Origin of the sequence: Mangrovimonas sp. CR14 (assembly GCF_011764015.1) — a bacterium.
In the GTDB taxonomy this organism is placed as follows: domain Bacteria; phylum Bacteroidota; class Bacteroidia; order Flavobacteriales; family Flavobacteriaceae; genus Mangrovimonas; species Mangrovimonas futianensis.
In genome coordinates this window covers 148,145-173,843 of sequence record NZ_JAAFZY010000001.1, presented here as the reverse complement: position 1 = coordinate 173,843, position 25,699 = coordinate 148,145, and the positions used below count along the sequence as shown (strand labels likewise).

18 protein-coding genes are annotated in these 25,699 nt (G+C 35.5%); 8 read left to right on the top strand and 10 right to left on the bottom strand.

Annotation, left to right across the window (positions count from 1 at the left end; translation table 11 throughout):
• Positions 1-16 precede the first annotated feature (16 nt).
• On the top strand, positions 17-454 hold the full coding sequence (locus tag GZ212_RS00665; protein ID WP_053970562.1) for a dCMP deaminase family protein: 438 nt from the start codon (positions 17-19) through the stop codon (positions 452-454).
• Positions 451-2,043, top strand: coding sequence for a S41 family peptidase (locus GZ212_RS00660; RefSeq protein ID WP_166956282.1), 1,593 nt, complete (start codon positions 451-453; stop codon positions 2,041-2,043). Before GZ212_RS00665 ends, GZ212_RS00660 begins: the two co-directional genes overlap by 4 nt.
• Here the strand turns inward: GZ212_RS00660 and GZ212_RS00655 are convergent.
• Genes GZ212_RS00655 through GZ212_RS00645 form a run of 3 tightly spaced genes read right to left on the bottom strand, consistent with a single transcriptional unit; the run spans position 2,040 to position 3,427 of the window.
• Positions 2,040-2,645: an FAD-dependent oxidoreductase gene (locus tag GZ212_RS00655; RefSeq protein ID WP_166957227.1), complete on the bottom strand. Its 606-nt coding sequence runs from the start codon at positions 2,643-2,645 to the stop codon at positions 2,040-2,042. The two genes, GZ212_RS00660 and GZ212_RS00655, sit on opposite strands and share 4 nt — an antisense overlap.
• Before the next feature lies 1 nt (position 2,646).
• The gene (locus GZ212_RS00650) at positions 2,647-2,844 is read right to left on the bottom strand and encodes a hypothetical protein (protein ID WP_053970560.1); all 198 of its coding nucleotides are present in this window, start codon (positions 2,842-2,844) and stop codon (positions 2,647-2,649) included.
• A 1-nt stretch (position 2,845) separates the two neighbouring features.
• Complete coding sequence (locus tag GZ212_RS00645; protein ID WP_053970559.1) at positions 2,846-3,427, bottom strand: MarC family protein; 582 nt, start codon at positions 3,425-3,427, stop codon at positions 2,846-2,848.
• 87 nt (positions 3,428-3,514) lie between these two features.
• Between GZ212_RS00645 and GZ212_RS00640 the strand changes: the two genes are divergently transcribed.
• Positions 3,515-4,078: a DUF3109 family protein gene (locus GZ212_RS00640; RefSeq protein ID WP_053970558.1), complete on the top strand. Its 564-nt coding sequence runs from the start codon at positions 3,515-3,517 to the stop codon at positions 4,076-4,078.
• A 1-nt stretch (position 4,079) separates the two neighbouring features.
• On the opposite strand, the gene GZ212_RS00635 is transcribed toward GZ212_RS00640, so the two are convergent.
• The gene (locus GZ212_RS00635) at positions 4,080-6,056 is read right to left on the bottom strand and encodes a tetratricopeptide repeat protein (protein ID WP_166956279.1); all 1,977 of its coding nucleotides are present in this window, start codon (positions 6,054-6,056) and stop codon (positions 4,080-4,082) included.
• Positions 6,056-6,790, bottom strand: a complete 735-nt coding sequence (locus GZ212_RS00630; RefSeq protein WP_166956276.1) for a LytTR family DNA-binding domain-containing protein — start codon at positions 6,788-6,790, stop codon at positions 6,056-6,058. Before GZ212_RS00630 ends, GZ212_RS00635 begins: the two co-directional genes overlap by 1 nt.
• Positions 6,791-7,400: 610 nt before the next feature.
• On the opposite strand from GZ212_RS00630, the gene GZ212_RS00625 reads away from it, so the two are divergent.
• Together GZ212_RS00625 and GZ212_RS00620 are read left to right on the top strand one after the other, a co-directional pair.
• Positions 7,401-8,381, top strand: coding sequence for a ribonucleotide-diphosphate reductase subunit beta (locus tag GZ212_RS00625; protein ID WP_166956273.1), 981 nt, complete (start codon positions 7,401-7,403; stop codon positions 8,379-8,381).
• A gap of 165 nt (positions 8,382-8,546) precedes the next feature.
• Entirely contained in the window at positions 8,547-11,012 is a 2,466-nt protein-coding gene (locus GZ212_RS00620; protein ID WP_166956270.1) for a ribonucleoside-diphosphate reductase subunit alpha, read from the top strand.
• A 73-nt stretch (positions 11,013-11,085) separates the two neighbouring features.
• On the opposite strand, the gene GZ212_RS00615 is transcribed toward GZ212_RS00620, so the two are convergent.
• Entirely contained in the window at positions 11,086-13,392 is a 2,307-nt protein-coding gene (locus GZ212_RS00615; RefSeq protein ID WP_166956267.1) for an inorganic phosphate transporter, read from the bottom strand.
• Between the two features lie 72 nt (positions 13,393-13,464).
• Positions 13,465-14,661, bottom strand: a complete 1,197-nt coding sequence (locus GZ212_RS00610) for a porin (protein ID WP_166956264.1) — start codon at positions 14,659-14,661, stop codon at positions 13,465-13,467.
• Positions 14,662-15,062: 401 nt separating this feature from the next.
• On the opposite strand from GZ212_RS00610, the gene GZ212_RS00605 reads away from it, so the two are divergent.
• Positions 15,063-15,419 carry a toxin-antitoxin system YwqK family antitoxin gene (locus tag GZ212_RS00605; RefSeq protein ID WP_166956261.1) on the top strand — a complete coding sequence of 119 codons (357 nt, stop codon included), beginning with the start codon at positions 15,063-15,065 and terminating at the stop codon, positions 15,417-15,419.
• A gap of 77 nt (positions 15,420-15,496) precedes the next feature.
• On the opposite strand, the gene GZ212_RS00600 is transcribed toward GZ212_RS00605, so the two are convergent.
• Positions 15,497-16,684, bottom strand: a complete 1,188-nt coding sequence (locus GZ212_RS00600; protein WP_053970551.1) for a hypothetical protein — start codon at positions 16,682-16,684, stop codon at positions 15,497-15,499.
• 45 nt (positions 16,685-16,729) lie between these two features.
• Positions 16,730-19,549: a TonB-dependent receptor gene (locus tag GZ212_RS00595; protein ID WP_166956259.1), complete on the bottom strand. Its 2,820-nt coding sequence runs from the start codon at positions 19,547-19,549 to the stop codon at positions 16,730-16,732.
• Between the two features lie 179 nt (positions 19,550-19,728).
• Here GZ212_RS00595 and dgt point away from each other — a divergent pair, with 179 nt between their 5' ends.
• Positions 19,729-21,075, top strand: coding sequence for a dGTP triphosphohydrolase (gene dgt, locus GZ212_RS00590; protein WP_166956256.1), 1,347 nt, complete (start codon positions 19,729-19,731; stop codon positions 21,073-21,075).
• On the opposite strand, the gene GZ212_RS00585 is transcribed toward dgt, so the two are convergent.
• Entirely contained in the window at positions 21,066-22,823 is a 1,758-nt protein-coding gene (locus GZ212_RS00585) for a 1-deoxy-D-xylulose-5-phosphate synthase (protein ID WP_166956253.1), read from the bottom strand. The genes dgt and GZ212_RS00585 overlap by 10 nt on opposite strands.
• A gap of 160 nt (positions 22,824-22,983) precedes the next feature.
• Between GZ212_RS00585 and GZ212_RS00580 the strand changes: the two genes are divergently transcribed.
• Positions 22,984-25,698: a T9SS-dependent M36 family metallopeptidase gene (locus GZ212_RS00580; protein ID WP_166956250.1), complete on the top strand. Its 2,715-nt coding sequence runs from the start codon at positions 22,984-22,986 to the stop codon at positions 25,696-25,698.
• Position 25,699 lies beyond the last annotated feature (1 nt).

Below are 25,699 nucleotides of genomic sequence, written 5' to 3'. Positions count from 1 at the left end.
TTAATCATAAATTTTAATGAAAGAACATAAACAGCTTAAGTACGACAAAGCCTATTTAAGAATGGCCAAAGAGTGGGGGAAATTGTCGTATTGTCAAAGAAAGCAGGTAGGAGCTATTATTGTAAAAGATAGAATGATCATTTCTGATGGATACAATGGAACCCCGACTGGTTTTGAAAATTTTTGTGAAGATGAAGCGGGTTATACCAAATGGTATGTACTGCATGCTGAAGCCAATGCCATATTAAAAGTAGCATCCTCTACACAATCTTGTAAGGGAGCTACGTTATATATAACACTATCGCCTTGTAAGGAATGTAGCAAACTCATTCATCAGGCTGGAATTACTAGGGTAGTTTATGAAAAACCCTATAAGGATGATTCAGGTTTGCAGTTCATGAAAAAGGCTGGTATTGAGCTAAAGTTATTAGAAGATTTAGAAGAAGACATTTGAAATTCAACAAAACATATATCCCTTTATTTCTAGGAATCGCTATAGCGTTTGGAATTTATATTGGAGGCAATTTAGACTATGCTGATGCCAACGATAGATTATTCTCAAGCAATAGTAAAAAAGACAAGCTAAACAGGTTGATAGATTACATCGATTATGAGTATGTAGATGATGTCAATACCGATAGCATTGTGGACGTTACTGTTAATGGAATTCTTGAAAATCTAGATCCGCATTCTGTTTATATTCCAAAGGAGGAAATGGAACGGGTCACAGATAACATGAAAGGTGATTTTGTGGGGATTGGAATTAATTTTTATACGTTTAGAGATACCATAACGGTCATTCGCTCAGTGGAAGGAGGTCCAAGTGATCGTGCCGGTATAAAGGGGGGGGATAGAATTATTATGGCTGATGGAGATACCTTATATGGTAAGGACATTGAAAATGATGATATTATTCGAAAACTCAAAGGTCCAGTTAATTCAACCGTTCGTTTAACAGTTTACAGAAAAGATGAAGACCGCCTCTTAAATTTTAAAATCAAAAGAGATCATATCCCTATTGCAAGCGTTGATGCCGCTTATAAACTAACAGAGAGTTTGGGATATATTAAAATCAACAGGTTTGCAGAATCCACCTATAAGGAATTTAAAAAGCAACTTACCAAGCTCCAAGATCAAGGTATTACTGAATTGGTTTTGGATTTGAGAGAAAATCCAGGAGGATTTTTAGGGGTGGCAGAGCAAATTGTTGATGAATTTTTAGAAGATGACAAGCTCATTCTTTTCACCAAAAACAAGCGAGGGGATATTGAAAAGAGTTATGCTACTAAAAAAGGAGATTTTGAAGATGGTGAAGTTTATGTATTAATAGATGAAAATTCGGCTTCTGCCAGTGAGATTGTGGCAGGTGCGCTTCAGGACAATGACAGAGGAACGATTGTGGGAAGACGATCGTATGGAAAGGGATTGGTGCAGCGAGAAATGGATCTTGGAGATGGAAGTGCCGTAAGATTAACGGTTTCTAGGTATTATACACCAACAGGAAGATCCATTCAACGATCTTACACTAACGGCAATCAGGATTATTATGATGAATACTATGAGCGTTTGGAGCGTGGTGAATTACTGGATGGTAGTAAAATAGAGGTTCATGACTCTTTAAAATTCACAACGCCTAAAGGAAAGGTTGTTTATGGCGGGGGTGGTATCATACCAGATGTTTTTGTGCCATTAGATATGGGTATGCAAAATGAAACCCTTACTTATCTTCAAAGACGCGGTTTTATCAGCAATTTTGTTTTTGAGTATCTAGAGGCAGATAGGCATGCTTATGATGCTTATGACCGTGATACGTTTATTGATTCCTTTGTTACAGATGATGATTTAGTCTTGGAGTTTCAAAATTATCTAAATGATAAAACCAGGGCCAATATCACTTTCATAGCTTATAATGATGAGGTTAAGCAATACATAAAGGCTAATCTCGCTGATCAATTATACGGTAAAGGCGCCTATGAAGAAATTCTCAATCAAAATGACATCATGATTGATGAAGTCATTCAATTAAGTCAAGATAAACCTTAAATTTTGTCGTGAACTTGGGAGTGTTCTCCGTTGTTCCATTTGGTTAAAATATCGGTAGCTACTTGAGCCCCACTACCTGCTGCAATTGAAAATTGACTTCGCCATCCTGCTAGGGACCCGCAAACAAATAGCCCATTTTTGATGAGATGATTTTCATTTCTGAGCCAAATTCTATTTTTCTCTTCTTTGGCTCTTGGATGTGGCGCTACGAATTCTTCCAATCCTTTAATGGAGAACAAGTTTGTATATCCCACAGCTATGACCACATTTTTGGCTTGATAGGTGTTTTTATTTGTTTTAATGATATAGAAATGACTCTCTTCATTGATGGAGAGCACTTTTTCTTTTTCAATCTGCTCCACATGTGGGTATAGCGCCTTTAATTGTGCTTTACCTTCATGCAGAATAGATTCCCCAGTAGTTCCTGGGGCCAAACCCAAAACATTATTGAAAAGAGCGGTTTGAAGATGGGACGTTTTTTGATGCATAATGATGCCTACCTTTTTGTTCTCTGCATAAGGTTTGCTTCCTGCAGAACCTAAAATTAGGGCACAAGACATTCCAGAGGCACCACCTCCTATGATTAATGCATCAAAAACCATCTTATTTTCCAATTTGTTTTTCGATCTTTTTGGAAATTCTTAAAATTTGTAGCAAAACCAGGGCGCACAAACTTGCCAAAATGGTTATCAAGGCGATAATACTTTGGCCTTCAAAAGGATGGTCAAAGTCGATTTGAGTTATATTGAAGGCCATTAAAATGAGGGCCAACACAGATAAAATGATGATTAAAATTCTCATGTTAAACGAACAATTCCTTAATATTATGTGCAAATAATTTCACAGCAATAGCCAATAGGATTACTCCAAAAACCTTTCTGATAATACTGATGCCACTTGCACCTATTAACTTTTCAATTTTTGAAGAAGTTTTCAGAACAATATAAATCACCACTACGTTCATAATAACGGCAATGATGATATTCTCGATATGAAATTCAGCCCTTAAAGATAATAAAGTTGTTAAACTTCCGGGGCCTGCAATTAATGGAAATGCAAGTGGAAATACAGTTGCTGTCATGGAGCTGTGCTCGTCTTCTTTATATAAAGTAATCCCTAAAATCATTTCTAGGGCTATGAAAAAAAGAATAAAGGAACCAGCCACGGCAAAACTATTAACCCCAATACCAATTAGTGATAAAATATTTTTACCCAGAAACAAGAATAAAATCATGATGATTCCCGCTATAACAGATGCCTTTTCACTTTGAATATGACCTGCTTTTTTTCTAAGGTCGATAACTATAGGAATATTTCCTATAATATCTATTACGGCAAATAGTACCATAAATGCCGTAAATATTTCTTTTGCATTTAGTTCCATGAGGTTTTTGAAATTTTTTGCAAAAGTAGATGTTTATATCTGATTTACAATGTTATTTACAAGTTAAACTTTACCTATTTTTGCAGCATGTTTCAATTAGGAAAAACCATAATATCGGAAGAAATCATTGAAAATGATTTTGTTTGCAATTTGTCGGCATGTAAAGGGGCTTGTTGTGTTGAGGGGGATGCTGGTGCGCCCTTAGAGGAGAATGAGACTCAAATTTTAAAGGAGATCTACCCTAAGGTGAAACCCTTTTTAAGAGAGGAAGGAATTAAGGTGATTGAGGAACAAGGAACATTTATAACAACCGATTTAGGTGAGCTAGAGACGCCATTGATTGATGGGGCAGATTGTGCTTATGTGATCTTTGACAATAAAGGTACGGCGCTTTGTGGTATTGAAGAGGCTTACAATAAAGGTGTCATTGATTGGAAGAAACCAGTTTCTTGCCATTTGTATCCAGTTAGAGTTAAGGATTATTCTGAATTTTCTGCAGTAAATTACAATAAGTGGCACATTTGCGACCCAGCTTGTAGCTTAGGTGAAGAACTTCAGGTGCCGGTTTACAAGTTTGTTAAGGAGGCTTTAATTAGGAAATTTGGAGAGGATTGGTATGAGGAATTGGAAAAGGTAGCTCAGGATTATTAAGTTAAGCTGTTTTTAAGACCATTGATTTTACCGGGATGTCAATCGTGACTCGTGTCCCCGAAGCTTTTCCGTTTTCAACCAAATCCTCTATTTTGAGTTGGTAACTGGAGGTGTAGGATTTAGAGAAATTTTCCAAGCGGGCTTTTGTAAGGTCGATTCCCACAGATTTTCTTTTTAGTTTTTTCTGGCTTTTAATTTTTTGTGAAGCTTCCCTACCTATGCCATTATCTGTGATGGTTATTGCTATATGATCAAAGCTTTTCTTTTTCACAAAGACATCAATTTGTTTCACGCCTTCTTTGTTAGATAATCCATGCCAAAGAGCGTTCTCCAAGAATGGTTGGAGTAGAAGTGAAGGTACTTTAATCAGCAGTGGATTGACTCCAGGTTCTACATCAACACGATAATCAATTTCATTTGAGAATCGCATGTTTTCAATATTCATATAGAGTTGCATTGTATCCAATTCATCCTGAAGTGAAATTTCTTTTTCAGTGGATGCTATTAAAATGCGACGCATCAATTTTGAAAATTTATTTAAATAATAAACAGCATTTTCTTTTTCGTTATTGACTATGTAAAGTTTGATGGAGTTTAAAGAGTTGAAAATAAAGTGCGGATTCATTTGGTTTCTTAACATCTCTTGTTCTAAAGAAAAAATTCTTTTTTCGTTCTTAAGCTTACGCTGTCTATAAAGGACAAGTAAAATTCCAATAAGTAATAATCCTCCAAGAAGACTTAATAATCCTATTTGTTTATTTTGTTTAAGTTTGAGTTTTACAATTTCATTTTCGTCTGCCAATGCACGAATTTGATTATTCTTTTTCTCACTTTCATATTCAAGAATAAGGTCATTAACATACTGGATGTTTTTACGATGCGTTATAGCTTTATCCAGCTCTACATACTTTTTATGATAGTCTAATGAGGTTTTAAAGTTGCCTTTTTGTTCGTGTAGTTCAGAAAGGTAGCTATAGGCTTCAGATTCGTAAGATGTGTAGTTGAATTCTTTACATAGATCTACGCTTTTGAGGAGATTGCCCTCTGCTTTTTGATAATCCTTTAATTTAAGTTGGGTAAGACCAAGGTTGAGATAGCTGGTGGCAATATAGTATTGGTCGCTTATCTTTAAAGCCTTTTCAAGAGCTTCTTCAATCATTGGGAGCGCTTTTTCATAGTCTCCTTTTTTTATTTCTATTTTAGCAATGCTGTTGTAACAAATTACGCGACCAACCTCAGAATCAATAATATTGTTGTATTTAAGTGATTTGTTGTAATTTACCAAGGCTGAGTCAATAAGGCCTTTTTCTTCTAAGGCATATCCAATGTTTTGGTAATTGATTGCTAGTCCCAAACTATTTTTTGTGTCAGATTCTATTTTTAAAGACTTTTTGAATTGACTTATGGCTAAATCGTATTGTTGTAGCAATAGGTAAATATTACCCATGCTATTTTGTGATACCGCAATACTTTTGATGAGTTCATCTGAGGGGTTTTCTGTATTTTCTGAAATCTCTAAAGCTCTTTTATGGTAGTCTAATGCAGCCCTTACGTTATCTTGTCTGCGATATACAACTCCTAACATATTTAGGCTGATGACTTGAAGCTCTTTATTATTTGCTTTAATAGCAATTTCATTGGCTTTCTCGTGCATTTCAATAGACTTGGAATAGGAAGAAAGGTTTCTATAAACAATTCCTAAAGCATTCAGGGTATAGCTTTGTCCTTCTAAATAATTGGCCTTTTTGGATTGCTCCAAAAAGTATTTCATTTTTAGGGTGTCTCTATTCTGTTTAGATAATTGGTCGTTAATGCTTGCGTAATCTTTGGTTTTTGTAGAAATGATTTTCTCAATAGTTGCCACAAATTCATCAGTCAATATAGGTTCTTGACCCCAAATGGAAGTTTTCAGACAAAAGAAAAGGATCAAAAATGAAATGATTTTTACAAAACGCTTTATGTGATATGGACGAGTCATTAAAATTTATTCAAGAAATCTGATTTTCGTTTTCTGGCCACAGGGATTTTATCGTTACTAGTCATCACAACATAACCATCATTTTTCACAAATTCCTTGATTTTGTTTAGGTTGATGATATATGAGTTGTGGATCCTAAAAAACACACTCTCCGGTAGTAGGGCGTTAATATCCTTTAGTTTTTTTGTCACTACCATTTTTTGATGGTTATTCAGGTGAATGGTGCTATAATTTCCATCAGATTCAATGTACAAAACATCATCAATATCCAAAAAAATAAGTTTACCATCCGTATTTAAGGTCAGTTTTTGATGTTTTAGTTTGGTATTAAAATTTAAAAGGACTTCTTCTACCCTTGAAAGCGAAAGAGCACTTGTCATGTGTTTCTTTACTTTCTTGATAGTGTCCTTTAAATCATCAGAATCAATGGGTTTGAGTAGATAGTCAATCGCCTCATTTTTTAAAGCTTTTAGAGCATATTCATTATAAGCCGTGGTGATGATGATGGCAAAATCCTTATGGGTTAGTTTTTCCAAAAATTGAAAGCCATCCATTGAGGGCATGTTGATGTCTAAGAACAAGCAGTCGGTAGGGGATTCATCCAGGTAATCAAGAGCAAGTTCAGGAGAAGTAAATGACTTCACAACTTTAATTTCATCCTTGAAATTTTCCAGTTCCCAAGTTAGGCTTTGAATGGCCTTTGGTTCGTCGTCAACAATTACTGCTTTTATCATAATAACCAAAGATAATAATATATTAATTGTAAAAATGTACGGTTGTATAAATGGTAATTATTTATGTGTGAAACGCACATTTTATCGTATTTTTAGATTGGAAGGCGTAAAAAATTACCATTTATACAAAATTTCATACCAACTATACAATTGTGGGACTAAAAACCTGAAAGATTTTTGATATTTGTCTCAGCTATTAATTAAAAGGGAAAAAGCATTCAATCAAATTGGTATGCTATTAATCAATCAGAAAGCCAGTTTTATAACTGGCTTTTTTGATTTTACCTTTTTTATTAACAATTACTTTCCTCTTACAGCTTCTGAAAAAATGCTTGGTTCTGTGAGGTATCACGCGTGCTAAAGGTCTTTTTGGTAGGGTAAATCTTATCAATTTGAAATTTGCTGCGTCTGCATACTATCTGTCACATTATCAGTGTGTTTGGTTCTGTTTTCTGATTTTTAACTGAAAAATATTCCTTAAAGCCATGTTAAAAACTTGTTGAAAACGTTTGGTTTAAAATCTTTCATTTTCAAACACAATTGGTAATATTTGTTAGACCAAATCACCACAAAAATTTTCGTCTAAATAATTTAAAAACAACCGATTCTAATGTCTCAAGCCGTAGAACCCATCCTTCAAGAAAACAAAGATAGATTTGTTATTTTTCCTATTCAACACCATGATATATGGGAATGGTACAAAAAATCGGAGGCAAGTTTTTGGACGGCAGAAGAAATTGACCTTCATCAAGACCTTACCGATTGGAATACTAAATTGAATGATGACGAAAAGTACTTCATAAAGCACATTTTGGCATTTTTTGCCGCTAGTGATGGTATTGTGAATGAAAATCTTGCCGAGAACTTTGTTAATGAAGTTCAGTATAGTGAAGCCAAATTCTTCTATGGGTTTCAAATAATGATGGAGAACATCCATAGTGAAACTTATTCGCTTCTGATTGATACTTACGTGAAGGACGAAAAGGAAAAGGATGTTTTGTTTAAGGCAATAGAAAATTTTCCTGCTATTAAAAAGAAAGCCGATTGGGCTTTAAAATGGATTGAGTCACCTAGTTTTGCCGAACGCTTAATCGCCTTTGCAGCGGTTGAAGGTATTTTCTTTTCTGGAGCCTTTTGTTCTTTGTTTTGGTTGAAAAAACGCGGCTTAATGCCAGGGTTGACTTTTTCAAATGAGTTGATTTCTAGAGATGAAGGCGTACACTGTGATTTTGCAGTGCATCTTCATAACCACCATTTGGTGAATAAAGTTCCAAAAGAACGTATCAAAGATATTTTGACGAATGCATTAGATATAGAAAGAGAGTTCATTACCGAGTCACTTCCTGTAAGTTTGATTGGTATGAATGCTAATCTAATGACCCAATATTTGGAGTTCGTTACCGATAGACTTTTGACTGAGCTAGACTGTGAAAAGGTATACAACACCACTAATCCTTTCGACTTTATGGACATGATTTCTTTACAAGGAAAAACTAATTTCTTTGAAAAGCGCGTGTCTGAATATCAAAAGGCAGGCGTCCTAAATAAGGAGGAGGAAGAAGATAAATTCAAATTTGATGCTGATTTCTAGTCGGTATTAATTTCCAAACATATAAATATCGGGGTGTTGAAACTTGTGTTCTGTATCCCAAATTCTTTAAATAAACCCGCTGGATTTTAAATTCTTGAAATTCGGACAGTAGCTAATTAACCCTTTTTCTGAAGGCGTATCAGAAAAATAAAAACAAACTAAATTATGTATGTAGTAAAAAGAGACGGTCGTAAAGAGCCGGTGATGTTTGATAAAATCACCGCTAGAGTAAGAAAGTTATGCTACGGATTAAACGAGCTCGTTGATCCGGTTAAAGTAGCCATGAGAGTTATTGAAGGTTTGTATGATGGTGTTACCACCAGCGAATTGGATAATTTGGCAGCAGAAATTGCAGCTACATTAACTACGGCACATCCAGATTATGCGCGTTTAGCGGCTAGAATCTCAGTTTCTAACTTACATAAGAATACTAAAAAGACCTTTAGTGAGGTCATGCATGATTTATATACCTATGTAAACCCAAGAACTGGAAAGGAAGCTCCTTTGTTATCTGATGAGGTTTATAAAGTGATCATGGATAATCGTGAAGTTCTCGATTCAACTATTATTTATAATAGAGATTTTGGATATGACTATTTTGGTTTTAAAACCTTGGAGAGATCTTATCTTTTAAAAATAAATGGACAGATAGCAGAGCGTCCGCAGCATATGTTGATGCGTGTAGCCGTGGGAATTCATATGGATGATTTGGAAGCTGCTGTTGAAACTTATGAGTTGATGTCCAAAAAATACTTTACGCATGCTACACCAACGTTATTTAATTCGGGTACGCCAAAACCACAAATGTCTTCTTGTTTTTTATTAACCGTTAAGGAAGATAGTATTGATGGTATTTATGATACGTTAAAGCAGACAGCCAAAATTTCCCAATCTGCTGGAGGTATTGGGTTGTCTATTCATGATGTGAGAGCTACAGGTAGTTACATTGCGGGAACCAACGGTACTAGTAATGGAATCGTACCTATGTTGCGGGTTTTCAATGATACCGCACGTTATGTAGATCAAGGAGGAGGAAAGCGTAAAGGTAGTTTTGCGATTTATATGGAGCCATGGCATGCCGATATTTTTGACTTTCTGGATTTAAAAAAGAACCATGGTAAGGAAGAAATGCGTGCGCGTGACTTGTTTTACGCCATGTGGATTCCAGATTTGTTTATGAAAAGAGTTCAAGAAGATGGTCCTTGGACTTTGATGTGTCCAAATGAATGTCCTGGTTTGCCTGATACTCATAGTGAAGAATTTGAAGCTCTATACCTAAGGTATGAGGAAGAAGGAAAGGGAAGAAAGACCGTGAAGGCTCGTGAACTTTGGGAGAAGATTTTGGAATCTCAAATTGAAACCGGAACACCTTATATGTTATATAAGGATGCAGCCAACCGCAAGTCAAACCAAAAGAATTTAGGAACCATTCGTTCTTCTAATTTATGTACTGAAATTTTGGAGTACACAGCGCCTGATGAAGTAGCCGTTTGTAATTTGGCGTCTATTGCATTGCCTATGTTTGTGAAGGATGGCAAATTTGACCATAAAGAGTTGTTTAGGATTACTAAGCGAGTTACAAAAAATTTAAATCGTGTCATCGATAGAAATTACTACCCGGTAGAAGAAGCTAAAAATTCAAACTTCCGTCACAGACCAGTTGGGTTAGGAGTGCAGGGATTGGCAGATACCTTTATTAAATTGAGGATGCCTTTTACCAGTGATGAGGCCAAAAAATTGAATCAAGATATTTTTGAAACGCTTTATTACGCAGCCGTTACTGCTAGTATGGAAGAAGCTAAAGTGGATGGCGCCTATCAAACCTATGAAGGGTCTCCTATTAGTCAAGGAGAATTCCAACACAATCTTTGGGGAATTAAAGATGATGAATTGAGCGGAAATTGGGATTGGGAGAAATTGAGAAAAGAGGTCAAAAAACATGGTGTAAGAAACTCTTTATTAGTAGCGCCTATGCCAACTGCCTCAACGTCTCAAATTTTAGGTAACAACGAATGTTTTGAGCCTTATACTTCAAATATATACACACGTAGAGTTTTGTCAGGTGAATTTATAGTTGTTAATAAGCACCTATTGGAAGATTTGGTTGAGTTAGGTCTATGGAATGAAGGCTTGAAACAAGAAATCATGAGAGCCAATGGTTCAATTCAAGATATTGACATTATTCCACAAAACATTAAGGAGCTTTACAAGACAGTTTGGGAGTTAAGTATGAAGGATATTATTGATATGTCCCGCCATAGAGGATACTTCATTGATCAATCCCAATCTTTAAACTTGTTTATGGAAGGTGCTACCATGGCAAAACTAACCTCTATGCATTTCTATGCCTGGAAAAGTGGTTTGAAAACGGGAATGTACTATTTAAGAACGAAGAGTGCTGTAGATGCTATTAAGTTTACTTTGGATAATACCAAAAAAGAGCAAAAAACGGAAGCGCCGATTATAGATGAAAAGGTAGTAGCTCAACAGAAAGATAAGGCGGCTAAAACAGCTGCGAAATTTGCCCAAGAAACCACCGAAGTGGAGCCAATGTCACCAGAAGAGTTAAAAGCTCTTATATCTCAAGCAAAGGAGTCAGAAGGTGATGATTGCTTAATGTGTGGATCTTAATTTTTTAAAAAGTGTTAATAAAAAAAGCATCTCAATTCGAGATGCTTTTTTTTGTATTAGAAGAAAGAAGATTTTACTCTTCCTCATTTGTAGCTCTTGGCTTAGCAGGTTTTACTGAATCATCATGAGAATGATAATACTCCTCCATTAAATTCATGGTTGCAGTCAAGAGGTCCTTAGTTTCTAGAAGGATGCTAAAGTATAAGGTGGTATTTTTTGGACTTGATTCTTCAGATCTTGTTCTTTCTACTTGATGCTGAATTTTCTCCTTTACCAAGGCGTATACCTCATTTTTACTACTTAATATAGCTCCAATTTTTTCAAATGACCCCGAGTCAAAGGCATCTTTGGTATCATTGAATAAAATTTCAAATTTATCATCAACCTCCTTAAGTTCTTTTATTTGGCTGAATTTTAGTTTTTTATGATTGTTGTTGATATGCTTATGACTCACTTTTGAAATATATTCCAATGATTGAGCCATGTCTTGCAAATAACCTAGAACATGAATGTAGAAATTGCTTGCTCCAATGCTAGATTCATCTAAGTTTTTAATAAAGTAAAAAATATTGTCTCGAAGTTCATCAATCTCATTAGATAATTTCAAAACTTGCTTTCTATTCTTTTTAAGTAAAGCCAAATCTTGTTTAGCGAGACCATTTATAGCATTGCTATAAATTTTATTTCCTCTCTTAACGACATTTGCAATGTTTTTTGCACTTTCGTGAATAACACCCTGGATAGAGCTATTTTCAGAATAAGTCAAGCTATCTTCGGCCTTAGTTTCAGAACTTTGTCTTCTATGAGTAATGTAATTTCTAGCAATTAAAATAAGCGCTAGTAAAAGAAGTACCGGAACCATTACTTTAACATTCCAATTGATCAAATAGGCAATCAAGCCTGCGGCAATAAACGCCATGAATGCGGTGAAGAACCATCCTCCAATGACGTTAAGAACTCCAGCAACCCTATAAACGGCACTTTCGCTTCCCCAAGCTCTATCTGCTAAAGACGTTCCCATGGCAACCATGAAGGTTACATAGGTAGTTGAAAGAGGTAATTTCATGGATGTTGCTAATGAAATTAATGCGGCAGCTACTGTTAAGTTAATGGCTGCTCTAACCATGTCAAAAGCCGGTTGATCTTCTGCTTTGTATTTAGAAACGGCGGCAGTAGGTTTGGTAAATTGTTTTTCGATTTTTTCTTGCCAAGAACCTGGTAACAAATAGCTAGAAAATTGAGACATCGCTATAGCCGATCTTACAAAACCACGTGATAAGAAATTTGGTTGGAATCGTTCCTTGCCATCACCTTCTCTTGATAAGTTGATTTCTGTTTCGGTAACTTTTTTTGCTTTTGAAGACAACCATAAGGTTGCTACCATTATCAATCCTGAGATAACTAGCATTATAGTAGGTGTTGGCACTTTTTCAGCCAAGACACCCATACTGAAAGCATCAGCTGAAACTCCAGAGCTTACCCAAGCGTTGTAGGATTGGTAACCAGCTATAGGAACACCAATAAAATTAACCAAGTCGTTTCCTGCAAAAGCCAAAGCCAAAGCAAAGGTTCCAACTGTAATGATTAATTTATAGATATTGGTTTTAAAAATGATCATTAAAGCATAGGATATTAAAGTCCAAAGAACAAAACTTAAAGCGACAATGATCAGTACTTTTTCTTCAAGAAATTTACTGATTTTCATTCCACCTAGAATATCCAATTCTTGACCTGCAAAAGCAGTCCCTTTAATACCTTTTAAGAAGATAAAATAGGTAATAGACGCTAATGCAAATCCTCCAAATACTGCACCTACCCATTTTGATTTGTTTAAAAAATTGTAGGATAACAATAATCTGGTTACCCATTGAATGATAGCCCCTACTGAAAAGGCTACAACCACCGAGAGTAATATCCCAAAAATAATTGAGGTTGCTTTGGAGGTATTGATGTAATTTACAACATCAGAAAAATCTCCGTTTTGATGGGCAATTTTAATAAGAGCCATTGCAACAGAAGCACCTAATAGTTCAAATACAATAGAAACCGTAGTTGAAGTAGGCATCCCGACCGTGTTGAAAAAATCAAGAAGTAAGATGTCGGTTATCATGACAGCCATGAAAATAATCATGATCTCGTCAAACATAAACTCATGAGGGTTAAAAATCCCTTTTCGAGCAACCTCCATCATACCGCTGGAGAATATGGCTCCCACCGCGATACCAATACTGGCAACAATCATAATGGTTTTAAAGGAGATTGCTTTAGAACCAATTGCTGAATTTAAAAAGTTTACAGCATCATTACTAACCCCAACTACCAAGTCAATAACTGCTAAGGTAGCTAAGGCAATAACCATTAATAAATAAATATTATCCATGTGTTTTAAGAAATAGAGGCAAATATCTATAGTGTATTATTTAGACATGTTACCTTATTGTTATTTTTTATTTTAAAAGTGAATTTCTACCTGTAATCTGGCTAGAACACTATCATTTGATTCGGAATTCAAATATGAGAAATCCGTCTGTAACTTTAATTTATGTCCAACAAAATATTTTGATATTCCTAAGGTATAAGAATTCATTCTATCTGCATCGGTAATTTCTTCAAATTCATTGTTTGAATAACGACCAGAAAACTCCCAATTGTTTTTTAATAAATAGCCCGACTGAATGTTGTACCCCTTTCCTATTAAAACAATATCCCCGGTTTCTGTGCCATCAGAATTTTTAGCGATTGGGTCATCGGCATTTCTTTTGGCATATTCCCCCATGATAGATAAACCTTTATACTTAAACATGAAGTCGGCAAAGATTGTAGAGATGTTGGTTTGATATAAACCTAAATCATTTTCCATATATGAGCCCATATTACTTCGAGTTCTTACCGCATCTTGATTGTAATCATAGGTGACTGCTAGCGATAGTTTTGGGGTTTGAGTTCTTAACAAGTCGCTCCCCATGTAATCTTCTTTTTTATCAAATTCACCAAATGGAAAGACCTCTAATCGGCCCGTGTATTGATAGCCTCCTTGATTCCCTGTGGTTACATTTCTTCCTTCTCCTTGTGAAATAGATACAATTTCCTTCATGACAAGAGAATTTCCTATGGCTGTTTTATGGTGTAATTGTAATCCAATATCTCTATCAATGTTAAATCGAGAATTTAAAATGGAGCGGTCTACAAATTGAAGGTTGGCAGAGGAAATAACCCTTTCCCTGTTTCCCGGTAATTTGGTTTGTCCGAACCAAAGTACAAAATTCTCATAGAATTTCCATTTTAGAACGGCATCCATTACATATCGAGGCGTATTGCCCGTGTATTTTGAACCTCCTGAGATGTCTCTGTTAGACAAGCCTATTTCAAGCTTATAAACTAGTTTTGGCGAAAAGGCGTATCCATCAAACTTTAACCTTGATCTTCTAATAAGCGTGCTGGTGGTTTGGTCCGAAAGTTTTTGATCGGAATAATCCCATGAGGACGAGGAAAGCACTTGAAATCTTGCTCCAAGTTTCATGGTCCATGAGCTATCTTTTGCTTTTAGATTTAAAAGGCCTTTGCCAAAGGTAGAAGTTTCTATTGTTTGGCTACTAGAAAAGTTTATTGCAAAAAGCATTGCCGCTAATGCGATTATTTTCTTGTTCATTATTATGTATTAGTTTTTGTCGCTGCAAAGAACTTACTCTAATGTTAACTTAATGTTTCCTTAATATTAAGTTTGAGTATAAAAAAACTGCCTCTTTTGAGGCAGTTTCCATAGAACATACTATTGGTAGTCGACAAAAACTAATATTTCATATGAACTATTCGTAGTGTTTATAACAACGTTGCAAATATCCTTTAGAATGTTAACTTCTATGTAATCATAATATTAATTTAATATTAAGAATGTTAAATTCTTCGCAATTTAAAAACTTAACATTGGGTAAGTAATTGAAAAACAGATAAATACGAGTTTAATGTTATCTAAGTGTTAAGAAAAGGTTTCCTGAAAGTAAATTATTAACTATATTTGAGTAAGAAACAAAATAATAAACCCAAACAGACATGAAAAAATTAGTGATTTTAGTGATGATGTTGGCTGGAGTTACATCATTTGCACAAAGTAAATTAGGGTCTAAGATAGAAAAGTCAAATAAATTGTATGAGGCGACGTATTACCATGATAATGGTGTAGTGAGTCAAACAGGATATTTTAACCAAGCGGGCAAATTACAAGGCACTTGGACGAGCTTTGATCTTCAAGGAAACAAACTTGCTCAAGGTAAATATGATAATGGCCAAAAAGTAGGCAAGTGGTTTTTCTGGACAGAAACATCTTTAAAGGAAGTAGATTACAGCAATAATACCATTGCTAGTGTTAGCGAATGGACGAATAAAGCTCATATAGCTTCTAGAGATTAGGTTTCTAAAAGAATCTTCTGATAAAATAAAAAAGCACCCTGTTTAGGGTGCTTTTTTATTTATAGTTCAATTTCTAATTATTCATGAGTCCATCCTGCTCCCCAAGAAGTATAATCAGTTCCAGTACCATTACCATCACCAGTGATGATGTCACCTTCAGTAAAGGTTACGCCAGTATCATTTTTAACTTTAGTTGTAACATCGTTAAAAGTAACATCGGTTATATGTAAGTCACCACTAATTACACCAGCTCCTGTTGGATTGTCTCCTGAGTCACCGTCTAAATCAAAACCTTCATCAAAACCTTCAATAAGAACATTGTTAAAGATACCTTGAGTACCAGCTCTTAAACGAACAGCTTCATTTCCAGTTTCAGATCCTAATCCTACAATGTGAAGATTATTGATAGTTGGCTTGGAATAGTAGCCAGCAGCGTTGCTATAATCAGTATTGTAACCATCAGCTTCAATACCTTTATCATGGTCTCCCATATGCTCAATGTAAACATCGGTTAAAGTACCAGAAAATCCTTCAGTCCAATCAACTGAATCATCTTCCATACCAATCATAGAAATGTGACTTGCATTTACAGTTCCACCAAAAAACTCAATACCGTCATCTTTTCCAACATAACCTTGAATGTAATTAACAGTTGTACCATTACCTACACCATAAAAAGAAAATCCATTGTTTTCAGATTGACCATCTGCAGCACCACCACCATATTCAACACGAACATATTGTAATGATCCAGAGTTATCAGCTTCATTGGTTCCACCGTAAGGTAAACTTGCAATTTCAGAAGTTGAAGTTGCAGATCCAGTAACTGAATTGATAGGAGCTCTTCCTAATAAGATTAGTCCTCCCCAATCTCCAGCTGCAGGGTTAGTTGCATTTGAAGTAAACACAATTGGGCAATCTGCCGTCCCGTTAGCATCAATTTGAGCGCCTTGGGCAATCGCAACATATACATTAGCTCCAGCAGCTAAAGCTTCAATAGTCATACATGGAGGAATAGTTAAAGTTGTTCCAGAAGCCATGATAAGTGGACCATTAATTACATAATTGTTATTAATGTCTAAAGTTAAATCTGAAGTATAAGTACCAGATAAGTAAACAGTTTCACCAGTGTTTCCGCCGTTACCACCTTCAATTGTGGTGCTGTTGTCACTGTTATCATTGATCACGATATCCGCAGTGTCGTCTGTCGTACATGAGAATAGCATTGAAATAATTGCTAATCCTAAAATAAAATTATTTTTCATCTTTTTCGAGTTTAATTATTTTTCTATTGTTAAAATTATGGGTTGTTAAAAATTGTATTTAAGTTGTAATCCTACATTCATACCTCGTTTATAGTCTGAAACACCTTTCCCATTTACCGAGTTAACAGTAATATCTCCTAAAGTTGTTTCTCTGAAGTATCCGATGTTAGGATTTAAAAGATTGGTTGCGCTAAGATTGATTTCAAAATTTTTATTAATGGTGTTTTTCCAGATAAAGTCTAAAGTAGGAACACCTTTTTCGATAACATTTCCTAATTGACCAGATCCTAAGGCATCAATTCTATCAGAAAAATATGAGAATACTAAATTGGCAACCGGTTTATAACTTGCGCTGAAATTAGGTGAAAAACTGATGTCTGCATTAATAATGAATGGAGAGGCTCCTTGTAGTTCGTCTTCAGTACGGTTTGAGAATCCAACATTATAGGTGTCGCCGTCAATTTCAGAATACAAATCTTGTTGTGTATGCATGTAGGTGGCATTCATTCCCATAGATAGAATGGATTCATCATCAGCATCTGCGATTAAATTTTTCTTCACCTCTAATTCAACACCATATACGCGGGCCTTATCACCAGTTCTAAAGTAACGTTGAGTACCTGTCGCGTCTGCACCAACCACTAAGTTGATGGGGTCGTTGATTTCTTTGGCAAAACCTGCCATAGAAAAGATTTCACTTTTACTGAAAAACCATTCGTACTTTAAGTCGATGTTATAAACTTTTGAATAACCTACTTCTAAAAGATCTGGGTTACCACCAACTCTCGTTGATACATCCTCATAAACGAATGGAGCAACTTCTTTAAATTCTGGTAAGGATATGGTTTGACTTCCTGTAAGTCTAAGGTTCATATCATCATTTAAAGCATATTTAATATTTAAACTAGGTAGAAAGAAATTATCATAAAATGATTTTGTGTCTTCCCCATTTGAACCTAAGTTGATCACATCGTATTCAATACTTTGATCAATAGATTCTAGTCTTACACCTGGAACAAATAACCACTTTCCAGCCTTGATTTCTGCATTTAAATAACCAGATTGAATATTCAATAGACCCTTATAAGTGTTTTCTGGTAAACCTGGTCTGTTGGTGTTTGATAATCCTGGGTAAGGATTTAAAACATTGATATCGTATATGCCTTCCTCAGAAGCAGGATTAATTCTCAAGTTATCTAAGGTGAAAATGGCATTGAAATTATTTACATTGGTAATTTGATAATTACTATCTAGAATGTCATATCCGTAGCGTATGTTATTAAATGTTCTTGTTTTGCTTCTTCCATTGTACCCAAAGTTTAATTTGAATTCGTCAGAGATGTTGTAAGCAAGGTTTAATCGACCATTGTACTCTTCATCTTCAATGTTTTGGAAGTAGCGTTGGTTGTCAAAGGCAACGTTGCTATAGAAGATGGGATTAGTAGTTGGATCATTGTCCAAAGCATAATCATAGTTTTCTAAACTGATACGTTTTCTATCTGGCTGTTTGGCATAAACAACATTATAGCCCAATCCCCAATCTAAATCAACTTTTCCTGAGGTGTGCTCTCCTAAGATTTGATTTACAAAAATTTGATTTTGGTCAAATTGAACGTTCATTTGATAAAATCCTTTATCTGTATCAGCAATACCATCACGGTTTCTTCCTAAACCATCTATACCGTAGTATCCAACAACATCTGAAGAACTGTTGATAAATAAAGAGTTATAGGATAATTTATTGTTGTCATCAATACGGTAATTAAGGTTTGCCATAGCAGTAGTGTTTGTGGTATATTCATACTCTTCTGCACTATCTTCAAAGGCTTTTTTCTCTGTTAGGGTATAATCAATGTTAGAACCTTTACGGTATTCAAAATTGTTTCCAAAAGAACCGGTAACAAACAAGCTCAAGCGTGAACCGTTTTTAAAGTCGAATGATTTACCTCCCGAAGCACCATAGGTAACATTAATTGGGGTTCCTGCATCTACTGGGTCGATACCATGAGAAAGAATAATGGCGAATGGATTGTGTTCGTATCTTCCGTAGTATCCAAAATATCCTGTTCCTTCACTTCTAACAAAGCTTTTATCGATAGCATTAGAATTGAATCCACTTCCCACAAATACTTCCAGCATACCATCACCTTTGTAATTTTTAGAAGTAACATCTACATTACCTGCAGAGAAGTCACCGTAATACTTGCTTGAATAAGCTTTACTAATGGATACATTTTCAATAATATCTGAAGAAAAAAGATCTAGATTGATATTTTTCTTGTTAACATCATTTGATGGTAATGCTAAACCATTCATCGTGGTGTTTTGGTACCTGTCGCCTAGACCACGCACATAAACGTTACTTGAACCTTCTTGCTTAGAAATACCAGATATTTTAGCAACAGCCGCAGCGGCATCGCTCACCCCTTTTCTTGAAAGTTCTTCGGCTCCTATACTTTGTTTAATCTCAACAGCTTTCTTTTGCTCTAAAAGTAAGGCAACCTCACTTTCTCGTTTTGTTGTTGTAGTGATTACAATTTCGTCTAAGGCAGCAGCATTTGCTCCCATAGGTACATTTAGTTCTGTTACTTTTCCAGGTTCAACAGTTACAGTGATTTCTTGTGATTCATAACCAACAAAACTAAATACCAAGGTGTATGTTCCAGGATCTATGTTTTCTAAAGCATATAAACCATCAAAATCAGTAGTTGTTCCTTTAATGGTCCCTTTAATTAATACATTGGCAAAAACCAATGGCTCATCATTAGCTTCTTTATCAGTCAATTTACCAACGATAGAACCTGATTCTTGAGCGTAGGTAAATATGGAAGTTAATAAGGTAAATACGAATATAAGTCGTTTCATTTCTCGGTTTAATTTCATGGGGCAAAGAAACCTCGATTATGTAAAGTTTAAGTTAATCACAGGTTAAACATCCTTCATTAAAATGTTACCTAAAGGTTAGGTAAAACCTATATTTTTTAAATTTCGAAACAATTTTTTAACATGGTAATGGCTATATTGCGATGCATTAAATCTTTAATATGAACTGGGAGCAATTACTTTCTTTAAAACGTTTTGGAGACACAAATAAAAGGCTCAGGAATGAGCAGGATGAAACCCGATTGGGATTTGAAGTGGATTATGATCGTATTATATTTTCATCAGAGTTCAGAAGTCTTCAGGATAAAACCCAAGTGATACCATTGTCACAAACAGATTTTGTTCATACCAGATTGACTCATAGTTTGGAGGTAAGTGTGGTAGGAAGAACCCTGGGTAGGAGAGTTGGAGCAAAGATTATAGAAAAGTACCCCCATCTTACTACTATATATGGATATCAAGCGAATGACTTTGGTGCTATTGTGGCAGCTGCCGCTTTGGCTCATGATATTGGGAATCCACCATTTGGACACTCGGGTGAAAAGGCTATCGGGGAATTTTTTAAAACTGGTAAGGGATTTCGATTTAAAGAGGTATTAAGTGATAAGGAGTTTCAAGATTTATGTGATTTTGAAGGAAATGCCAATGGTTTCAAGATTCTAACTGAAAGTAGAGCCGGTAGGGAAGGAGGCCTTCGGTTGAGTTATGCTACTTTGGGTGCATTTATGAAGTACCCAAAAGAATCTCTACCTAAAAGGCCTACTAAGCATATCGCAGATAAAAAGTTTGGTTTTTTCCAGAGTGAAAAGGACGCCTTTATGGATGTGGCAAGTGATTTAGGTTTGATTGAAACTAGAACTGGTTCCACAGTTAGTTTTGGACGCCACCCATTAACATATTTGGTTGAGGCAGCCGATGATATTTGCTATACTATAATTGATTTTGAAGATGGAATAAATATGGGGCTTATTCAAGAAGAATATGCTTTGGAATATTTGATTAATTTGGTCAGGGATTCCATAAATGCTAATAAGTACCACCAATTAACCAATACCAAGGATCGTGTTAGTTATTTAAGAGCGTTAGCAATTAATACACTTATCAATGAGGCCGTGGATGTCTTTGTGAAAAACGAGGAAAGCATATTAAAAAATGAGTTCGGTGTTTCCCTGTTGGATAAATGTCAATATGAAGCCCAAATTTCCGACATTATTAAATTAAGTGTAAAACAAGTTTATCAATCCGAGGAAGTTATTGGGAAGGAGATAGCAGGGTATGAAGTTTTGAATGATCTTTTAACTGTCTACACCAAGGCGTTAGATAACTTTATGAAAGGGGAAACATCCAATTATGATAAACTTATCCTAAAGACTTTAGAAAAACATCTTTCATTACATGAGAACATGACAACTTATGAAATGTTGATGATGGTTTGTAATTATGTAGCAAAACTATCAGATAGTAATGCCATTCTGACTCACAAAAAGATAAAAGGAACTTATTTGTAATTTAGTTCTTTCAAGATGCAGTTTTTAATGGATTCAGTATCAATACCACATATTTTTTGGAGTTCTGGAATCGTTCCTTGTTCAATAAATTGATCTGGAACTCCCAAAATTTTTATACGATTAGTATAGTCATGTTCATTTGCAAATTCTAAAATGGCACTACCAAATCCTCCAGTTATAATGCCGTCCTCAACAGTGATAATGGATTGAAATTTATTGAATATTTCATGTAAAAGGTCTGTGTCCAAAGGCTTTATAAAACGCATATCATAATGAGCGATATTCAAATTCCTTAAATCAGAAAGGGCATCCGCAACATTGTATGCCATAGTTCCTAAAGATATGATAGCTAGTTTTTCTCCTTGCTTTAAGCAAATTCCTTTTCCTATTTCAATGGATTGGAAGGGGCTTTCCCAATTAATATTTCTTCCTCTTCCTCTAGGATACCTTATGGCGATGGGAGCTATTAACTCCAACTGGACCGTGAAAAGGATATTGCGTAGTTCTTCTTCATTTCTAGGAGCAAAAAATATTAAATTCGGAATGCTTCTTAGATAAGCTATGTCAAAAATACCATGGTGGGTTGCTCCATCTTCTCCTACCAGTCCAGCTCTATCCAAGCAAAATATTACTGGAAGATTTTGTAAGGCAACATCGTGAATGACTTGATCGTATCCTCGCTGTAAAAATGTTGAATAAATATTGCAATAGGGTATGAAACCATCTGCTGCTAAACCAGCGGAAAAGGTGACCGCATGTTGTTCAGCAATCCCTACATCAAAGGCTCTTTCAGGAATTTCAGCCATCATATATTTTAGAGAACTGCCTGAAGGCATTGCTGGGGTGATTCCAATAATCTTTTCATTAGTTTTGGCGAGTTCTAATAGAGTATAACCAAAAACATCTTGAAATTTGGGGGGTGTTGGAAGGTCTGACTTTTGAAATAATTCACCGGTGACCGAGTCAAATTTTCCTGGAGCATGATAAGTTACTTGGTCTAATTCAGCTTGCTTTAGGCCTTTTCCTTTTACAGTTTTGACATGTAATAATTTAGGGCCTGGAATATTTTTTAAATCTTCCAGCGCCGTCATTAATACAGGTAGGTCATGACCATCAATTGGCCCAGTGTAAAATAACCCAAGTGCTTTGAAAATGTTTTGATCGGAGTTTGGGGATAAGTTTTTAAAATGCTCTTTTAGAGCACCTACACTCCAGTCAATCCCAATGCCATTGTCATTCAAAATAATTAGTACATTGGCTCCAGACACACTAGCATGATTTAAAGCCTCAAATGCCATTCCACTGACAATGGAAGCATCTCCAATGACAGCGATATGTTGTCTATTCTCATTTCTTAGTTGGGCTGCTTTTGCCATTCCAAGAATGGCAGATATAGAAGTTGATGAATGGCCTGTTCCAAAAGCGTCAAAGGGACTTTCTGATATTTTAGGAAAACCACTGATACCATGTAGTTGCCTGTTGGTATCAAATACATTTTTTCTTCCAGTTAGTATTTTATGTCCGTAAGCCTGGTGGCCTACATCCCATATTAATTTATCCTTAGGTGTTTTAAACAGGTAATGGATAGCTATGGTTAACTCAACTACTCCTAAGCTAGCACCCAAATGGCCTGCCTTGGTGGCAACTGCATGTATAATATATTGTCTGAGCTCCTTGGCTAAGGTAGGAAGTTCATCTTTTGAAAGATTCCTTAAATCTTCAATATTATGAAGTTGATTTAAAATCATTTGGTGTCAATGGATAATTGTAAATGCAAATTTAGGGGAAGTCTAATAAAAGGATTAAAGTTAAATTTGAATATTTTTTGTTAAGAAATTATAAAATTAGATACATCATCCCTTATATTTGCTCATTCTCAACTAAAAAAGGAACAAAACAAAATTAAAAATGAAAAAAAGTTACTTAAGATTCTTTTCTTTTTTGTTGATATGCCTCAGTTTTAATCTGACATTTGGACAAAAGAGATTAGCGGATTCCCGTTACAATGCGGTTGTAAATTCTTACCTAGAAAATATTAAGGGAGAATATGGATTTACAGCCAATGATTTTTCTGATTTATACATCAATCATGAGGTATATTCTAAAAAATCTAATTTAACGCATTTATATCTTAATCAAAGATATCAGGGAATTGAAATTTTTAATGCCATTTCTAGTGTCGCATTAAGAGATAATTCGGTTTTTTATTATGCAAACAATTTAATTGGGGACATTGCTCAAAAAATTAATACACAATATCCAAGCATTAATGCTCAGGCAGCTTTGCAAAAAGTAGCTATGGAATTTAACCTTGGGAATTTACAAGGACTTGAAGAGATAGGAGCATTTGAAAATGAGATTACTTTCAATAATGCAGGAATTTCTAGATCTAACATTCCAGTGAAATTGGTATACTTCTACAATCAAGAAGCAAATGAGTTAAAGTTGGCTTGGGATGTAAGTGTTGAAGCTTTGGACGGTAATCACTGGTGGAGTATTCGTGTAGATGCACAAGATGGAAGTATTTTGGATACTGCTGATTGGGTTTTAAGCTGTAATTTTGGAGAGCATGTAAATCACAGTGCCGCTGCTCATGGAAAAGGAACAAACGAAAAGGCTTTCTCATTATTTAAGGCAGCAACTTTAACTGCAGATGGATCTGAATATAATGTTTATCCTTATCCTGTTGAAAGCCCTAATCATGGTTCAAGAAGTTTATTGTCTGAGCCCTCTAATGATATTGCATCTCCTTATGGATGGCATGATACTGATGGTGTTGCTGGTGCAGAATACACAATTACTAGAGGAAACAATGTTTGGGCCCAAGAGGATCAAGATGGTAATAATGGAACGGGATATGCTCCTGATGGATTGGAAACCTTATCTTTTGATTTTCCACTTGATTTTGAGCAACAACCTGCAGGATATGTAGACGCTGCAATTACCAATTTGTTTTACGCCAATAATATGATGCACGATGTTTGGTATCATTATGGCTTTGATGAAGCAAGTGGAAACTTCCAAAGTAACAACTACGGAAATGGAGGAGCAGGTAATGATTATGTTTTTGCAGATGGTCAAGATGGTTCTGGAATGAACAATGCTACATTTGGAACACCTCCAGATGGATCCAATCCTTCTATGAGAATGTTTTTATGGGATAGTGCAGATAATGCTATTCCCCAACCACTTACTATTAATACCGGTGATTTAGCTGGAGGTTACATTGCTGCTTTACCAGCTACGGGACCAGGAAACAACATTACAGGACCAAGTTCTATTCCAGTTACAGCCGACCTTGTAGTTGTTGATGATGGTACTGGGGCTCCTACAGAGGGATGTAATGCCTTAGTAAATGGAGCTGATGTTACAGGTAAAATTGCGGTGATCAAAAGAGGTAACTGTACGTTTGTTGATAAAATTCAAAACGCTCAAGATGCTGGTGCGGTTGCCGTGATTATGGTAAATCATAACAATCCAACTAATGATCCAGATTATGTAGAATATGTGACAATGGCTGGACAGTCTGTTCCTGCGTTCACAATTCCTTCAATTTTTGTTAACAATGCAGATGGTCAGCCAATTATTGATGCCTTGTTAGGAGGAGAAACTATCAATGCTACAATCGTATTGGATGAGGTATTTAATATTGACGGTAGCTTTGATAATGGCGTTATGGCACACGAATACGGTCATGGAATCTCAAATAGACTTACAGGTGGAGCTAATAACACAGGTTGTTTAGGTAATGCGGAACAAATGGGTGAAGGATGGTCTGACTGGGTAGCTTTGATGATGACAATGACGTCAACAGATCAACCAACAGACGCAAAGGCTATTGCTACTTTTGTTTTGGCTCAAGATACGGATGGTAGTGGTTTGAGGCCAGCTCCATACAGTACAGATTTTGCTATTAATGACTTTACCTATGGCGCTACTAATGATGATACAGTTCTTGGTACCATTAACGGAGAAGAAGTGTCCTGGAATGAGATTGTTCATAATATAGGTTTTGTATGGGCTACGATGCTATGGGATTTAACATGGGCATATGTGGACAAGTATGGATTTGATCCTGACCTAATGAATGGTGATGGTGGAAATAATAAAGTGATGCAAGTAGTAATGGATGGAATGAAATTACAGCCTTGTAATCCTGGATTTGTTACTGGAAGAAATGCTATTTTACAAGCTGATATGGCTCTTACTGGAGGTGAAGATCAATGTTTGATTTGGGAAGTGTTTGCTAATAGAGGATTGGGAGCAGGAGCTTCACAAGGGCTACCTTTCTTGATGACAGATCAAGTTGAAGATTTCTCAATGCCTGATGAAAATGATGAAACGCTTCAAAACTGTACTTCTTTAAGTGTAGAGGATTTCAACTTTAATCAATTTAATGTGTATCCTAATCCAACAAATGGTATGCTTTACATTAAAACTGCTACAAGCGTAGGTAATGTAACCCTTACCTTAACAGATATGAATGGTAGATCAGTTTTGACGCAACAAGCTAATTTAGTAGATGCAGCTCATATGGATATGAGTCAATTACAATCTGGAATTTATATATTGAATATAAAAGGTACTTCTTTAAATGTAAATAAGAAGATCGTTAAAAAGTAAA

Coding starts and splice junctions, on each gene's coding strand:
- GZ212_RS00600 (WP_053970551.1), bottom strand. CDS start 16,684: ATGAAAAATAATTTTATTTTAGGATTAGCAATTATTTCAATGCTATTC.
- GZ212_RS00615 (WP_166956267.1), bottom strand. CDS start 13,392: ATGGATAATATTTATTTATTAATGGTTATTGCCTTAGCTACCTTAGCA.
- GZ212_RS00585 (WP_166956253.1), bottom strand. CDS start 22,823: ATGATTTTAAATCAACTTCATAATATTGAAGATTTAAGGAATCTTTCA.
- GZ212_RS00595 (WP_166956259.1), bottom strand. CDS start 19,549: ATGAAACGACTTATATTCGTATTTACCTTATTAACTTCCATATTTACC.
- GZ212_RS00640 (WP_053970558.1), top strand. CDS start 3,515: ATGTTTCAATTAGGAAAAACCATAATATCGGAAGAAATCATTGAAAAT.
- GZ212_RS00650 (WP_053970560.1), bottom strand. CDS start 2,844: ATGAGAATTTTAATCATCATTTTATCTGTGTTGGCCCTCATTTTAATG.
- GZ212_RS00610 (WP_166956264.1), bottom strand. CDS start 14,661: ATGAACAAGAAAATAATCGCATTAGCGGCAATGCTTTTTGCAATAAAC.
- GZ212_RS00605 (WP_166956261.1), top strand. CDS start 15,063: ATGAAAAAATTAGTGATTTTAGTGATGATGTTGGCTGGAGTTACATCA.
- GZ212_RS00665 (WP_053970562.1), top strand. CDS start 17: ATGAAAGAACATAAACAGCTTAAGTACGACAAAGCCTATTTAAGAATG.
- GZ212_RS00645 (WP_053970559.1), bottom strand. CDS start 3,427: ATGGAACTAAATGCAAAAGAAATATTTACGGCATTTATGGTACTATTT.
- GZ212_RS00630 (WP_166956276.1), bottom strand. CDS start 6,790: ATGATAAAAGCAGTAATTGTTGACGACGAACCAAAGGCCATTCAAAGC.
- GZ212_RS00635 (WP_166956279.1), bottom strand. CDS start 6,056: ATGACTCGTCCATATCACATAAAGCGTTTTGTAAAAATCATTTCATTT.
- GZ212_RS00655 (WP_166957227.1), bottom strand. CDS start 2,645: ATGGTTTTTGATGCATTAATCATAGGAGGTGGTGCCTCTGGAATGTCT.
- GZ212_RS00580 (WP_166956250.1), top strand. CDS start 22,984: ATGAAAAAAAGTTACTTAAGATTCTTTTCTTTTTTGTTGATATGCCTC.
- GZ212_RS00620 (WP_166956270.1), top strand. CDS start 8,547: ATGTATGTAGTAAAAAGAGACGGTCGTAAAGAGCCGGTGATGTTTGAT.
- GZ212_RS00625 (WP_166956273.1), top strand. CDS start 7,401: ATGTCTCAAGCCGTAGAACCCATCCTTCAAGAAAACAAAGATAGATTT.
- dgt (WP_166956256.1), top strand. CDS start 19,729: ATGAACTGGGAGCAATTACTTTCTTTAAAACGTTTTGGAGACACAAAT.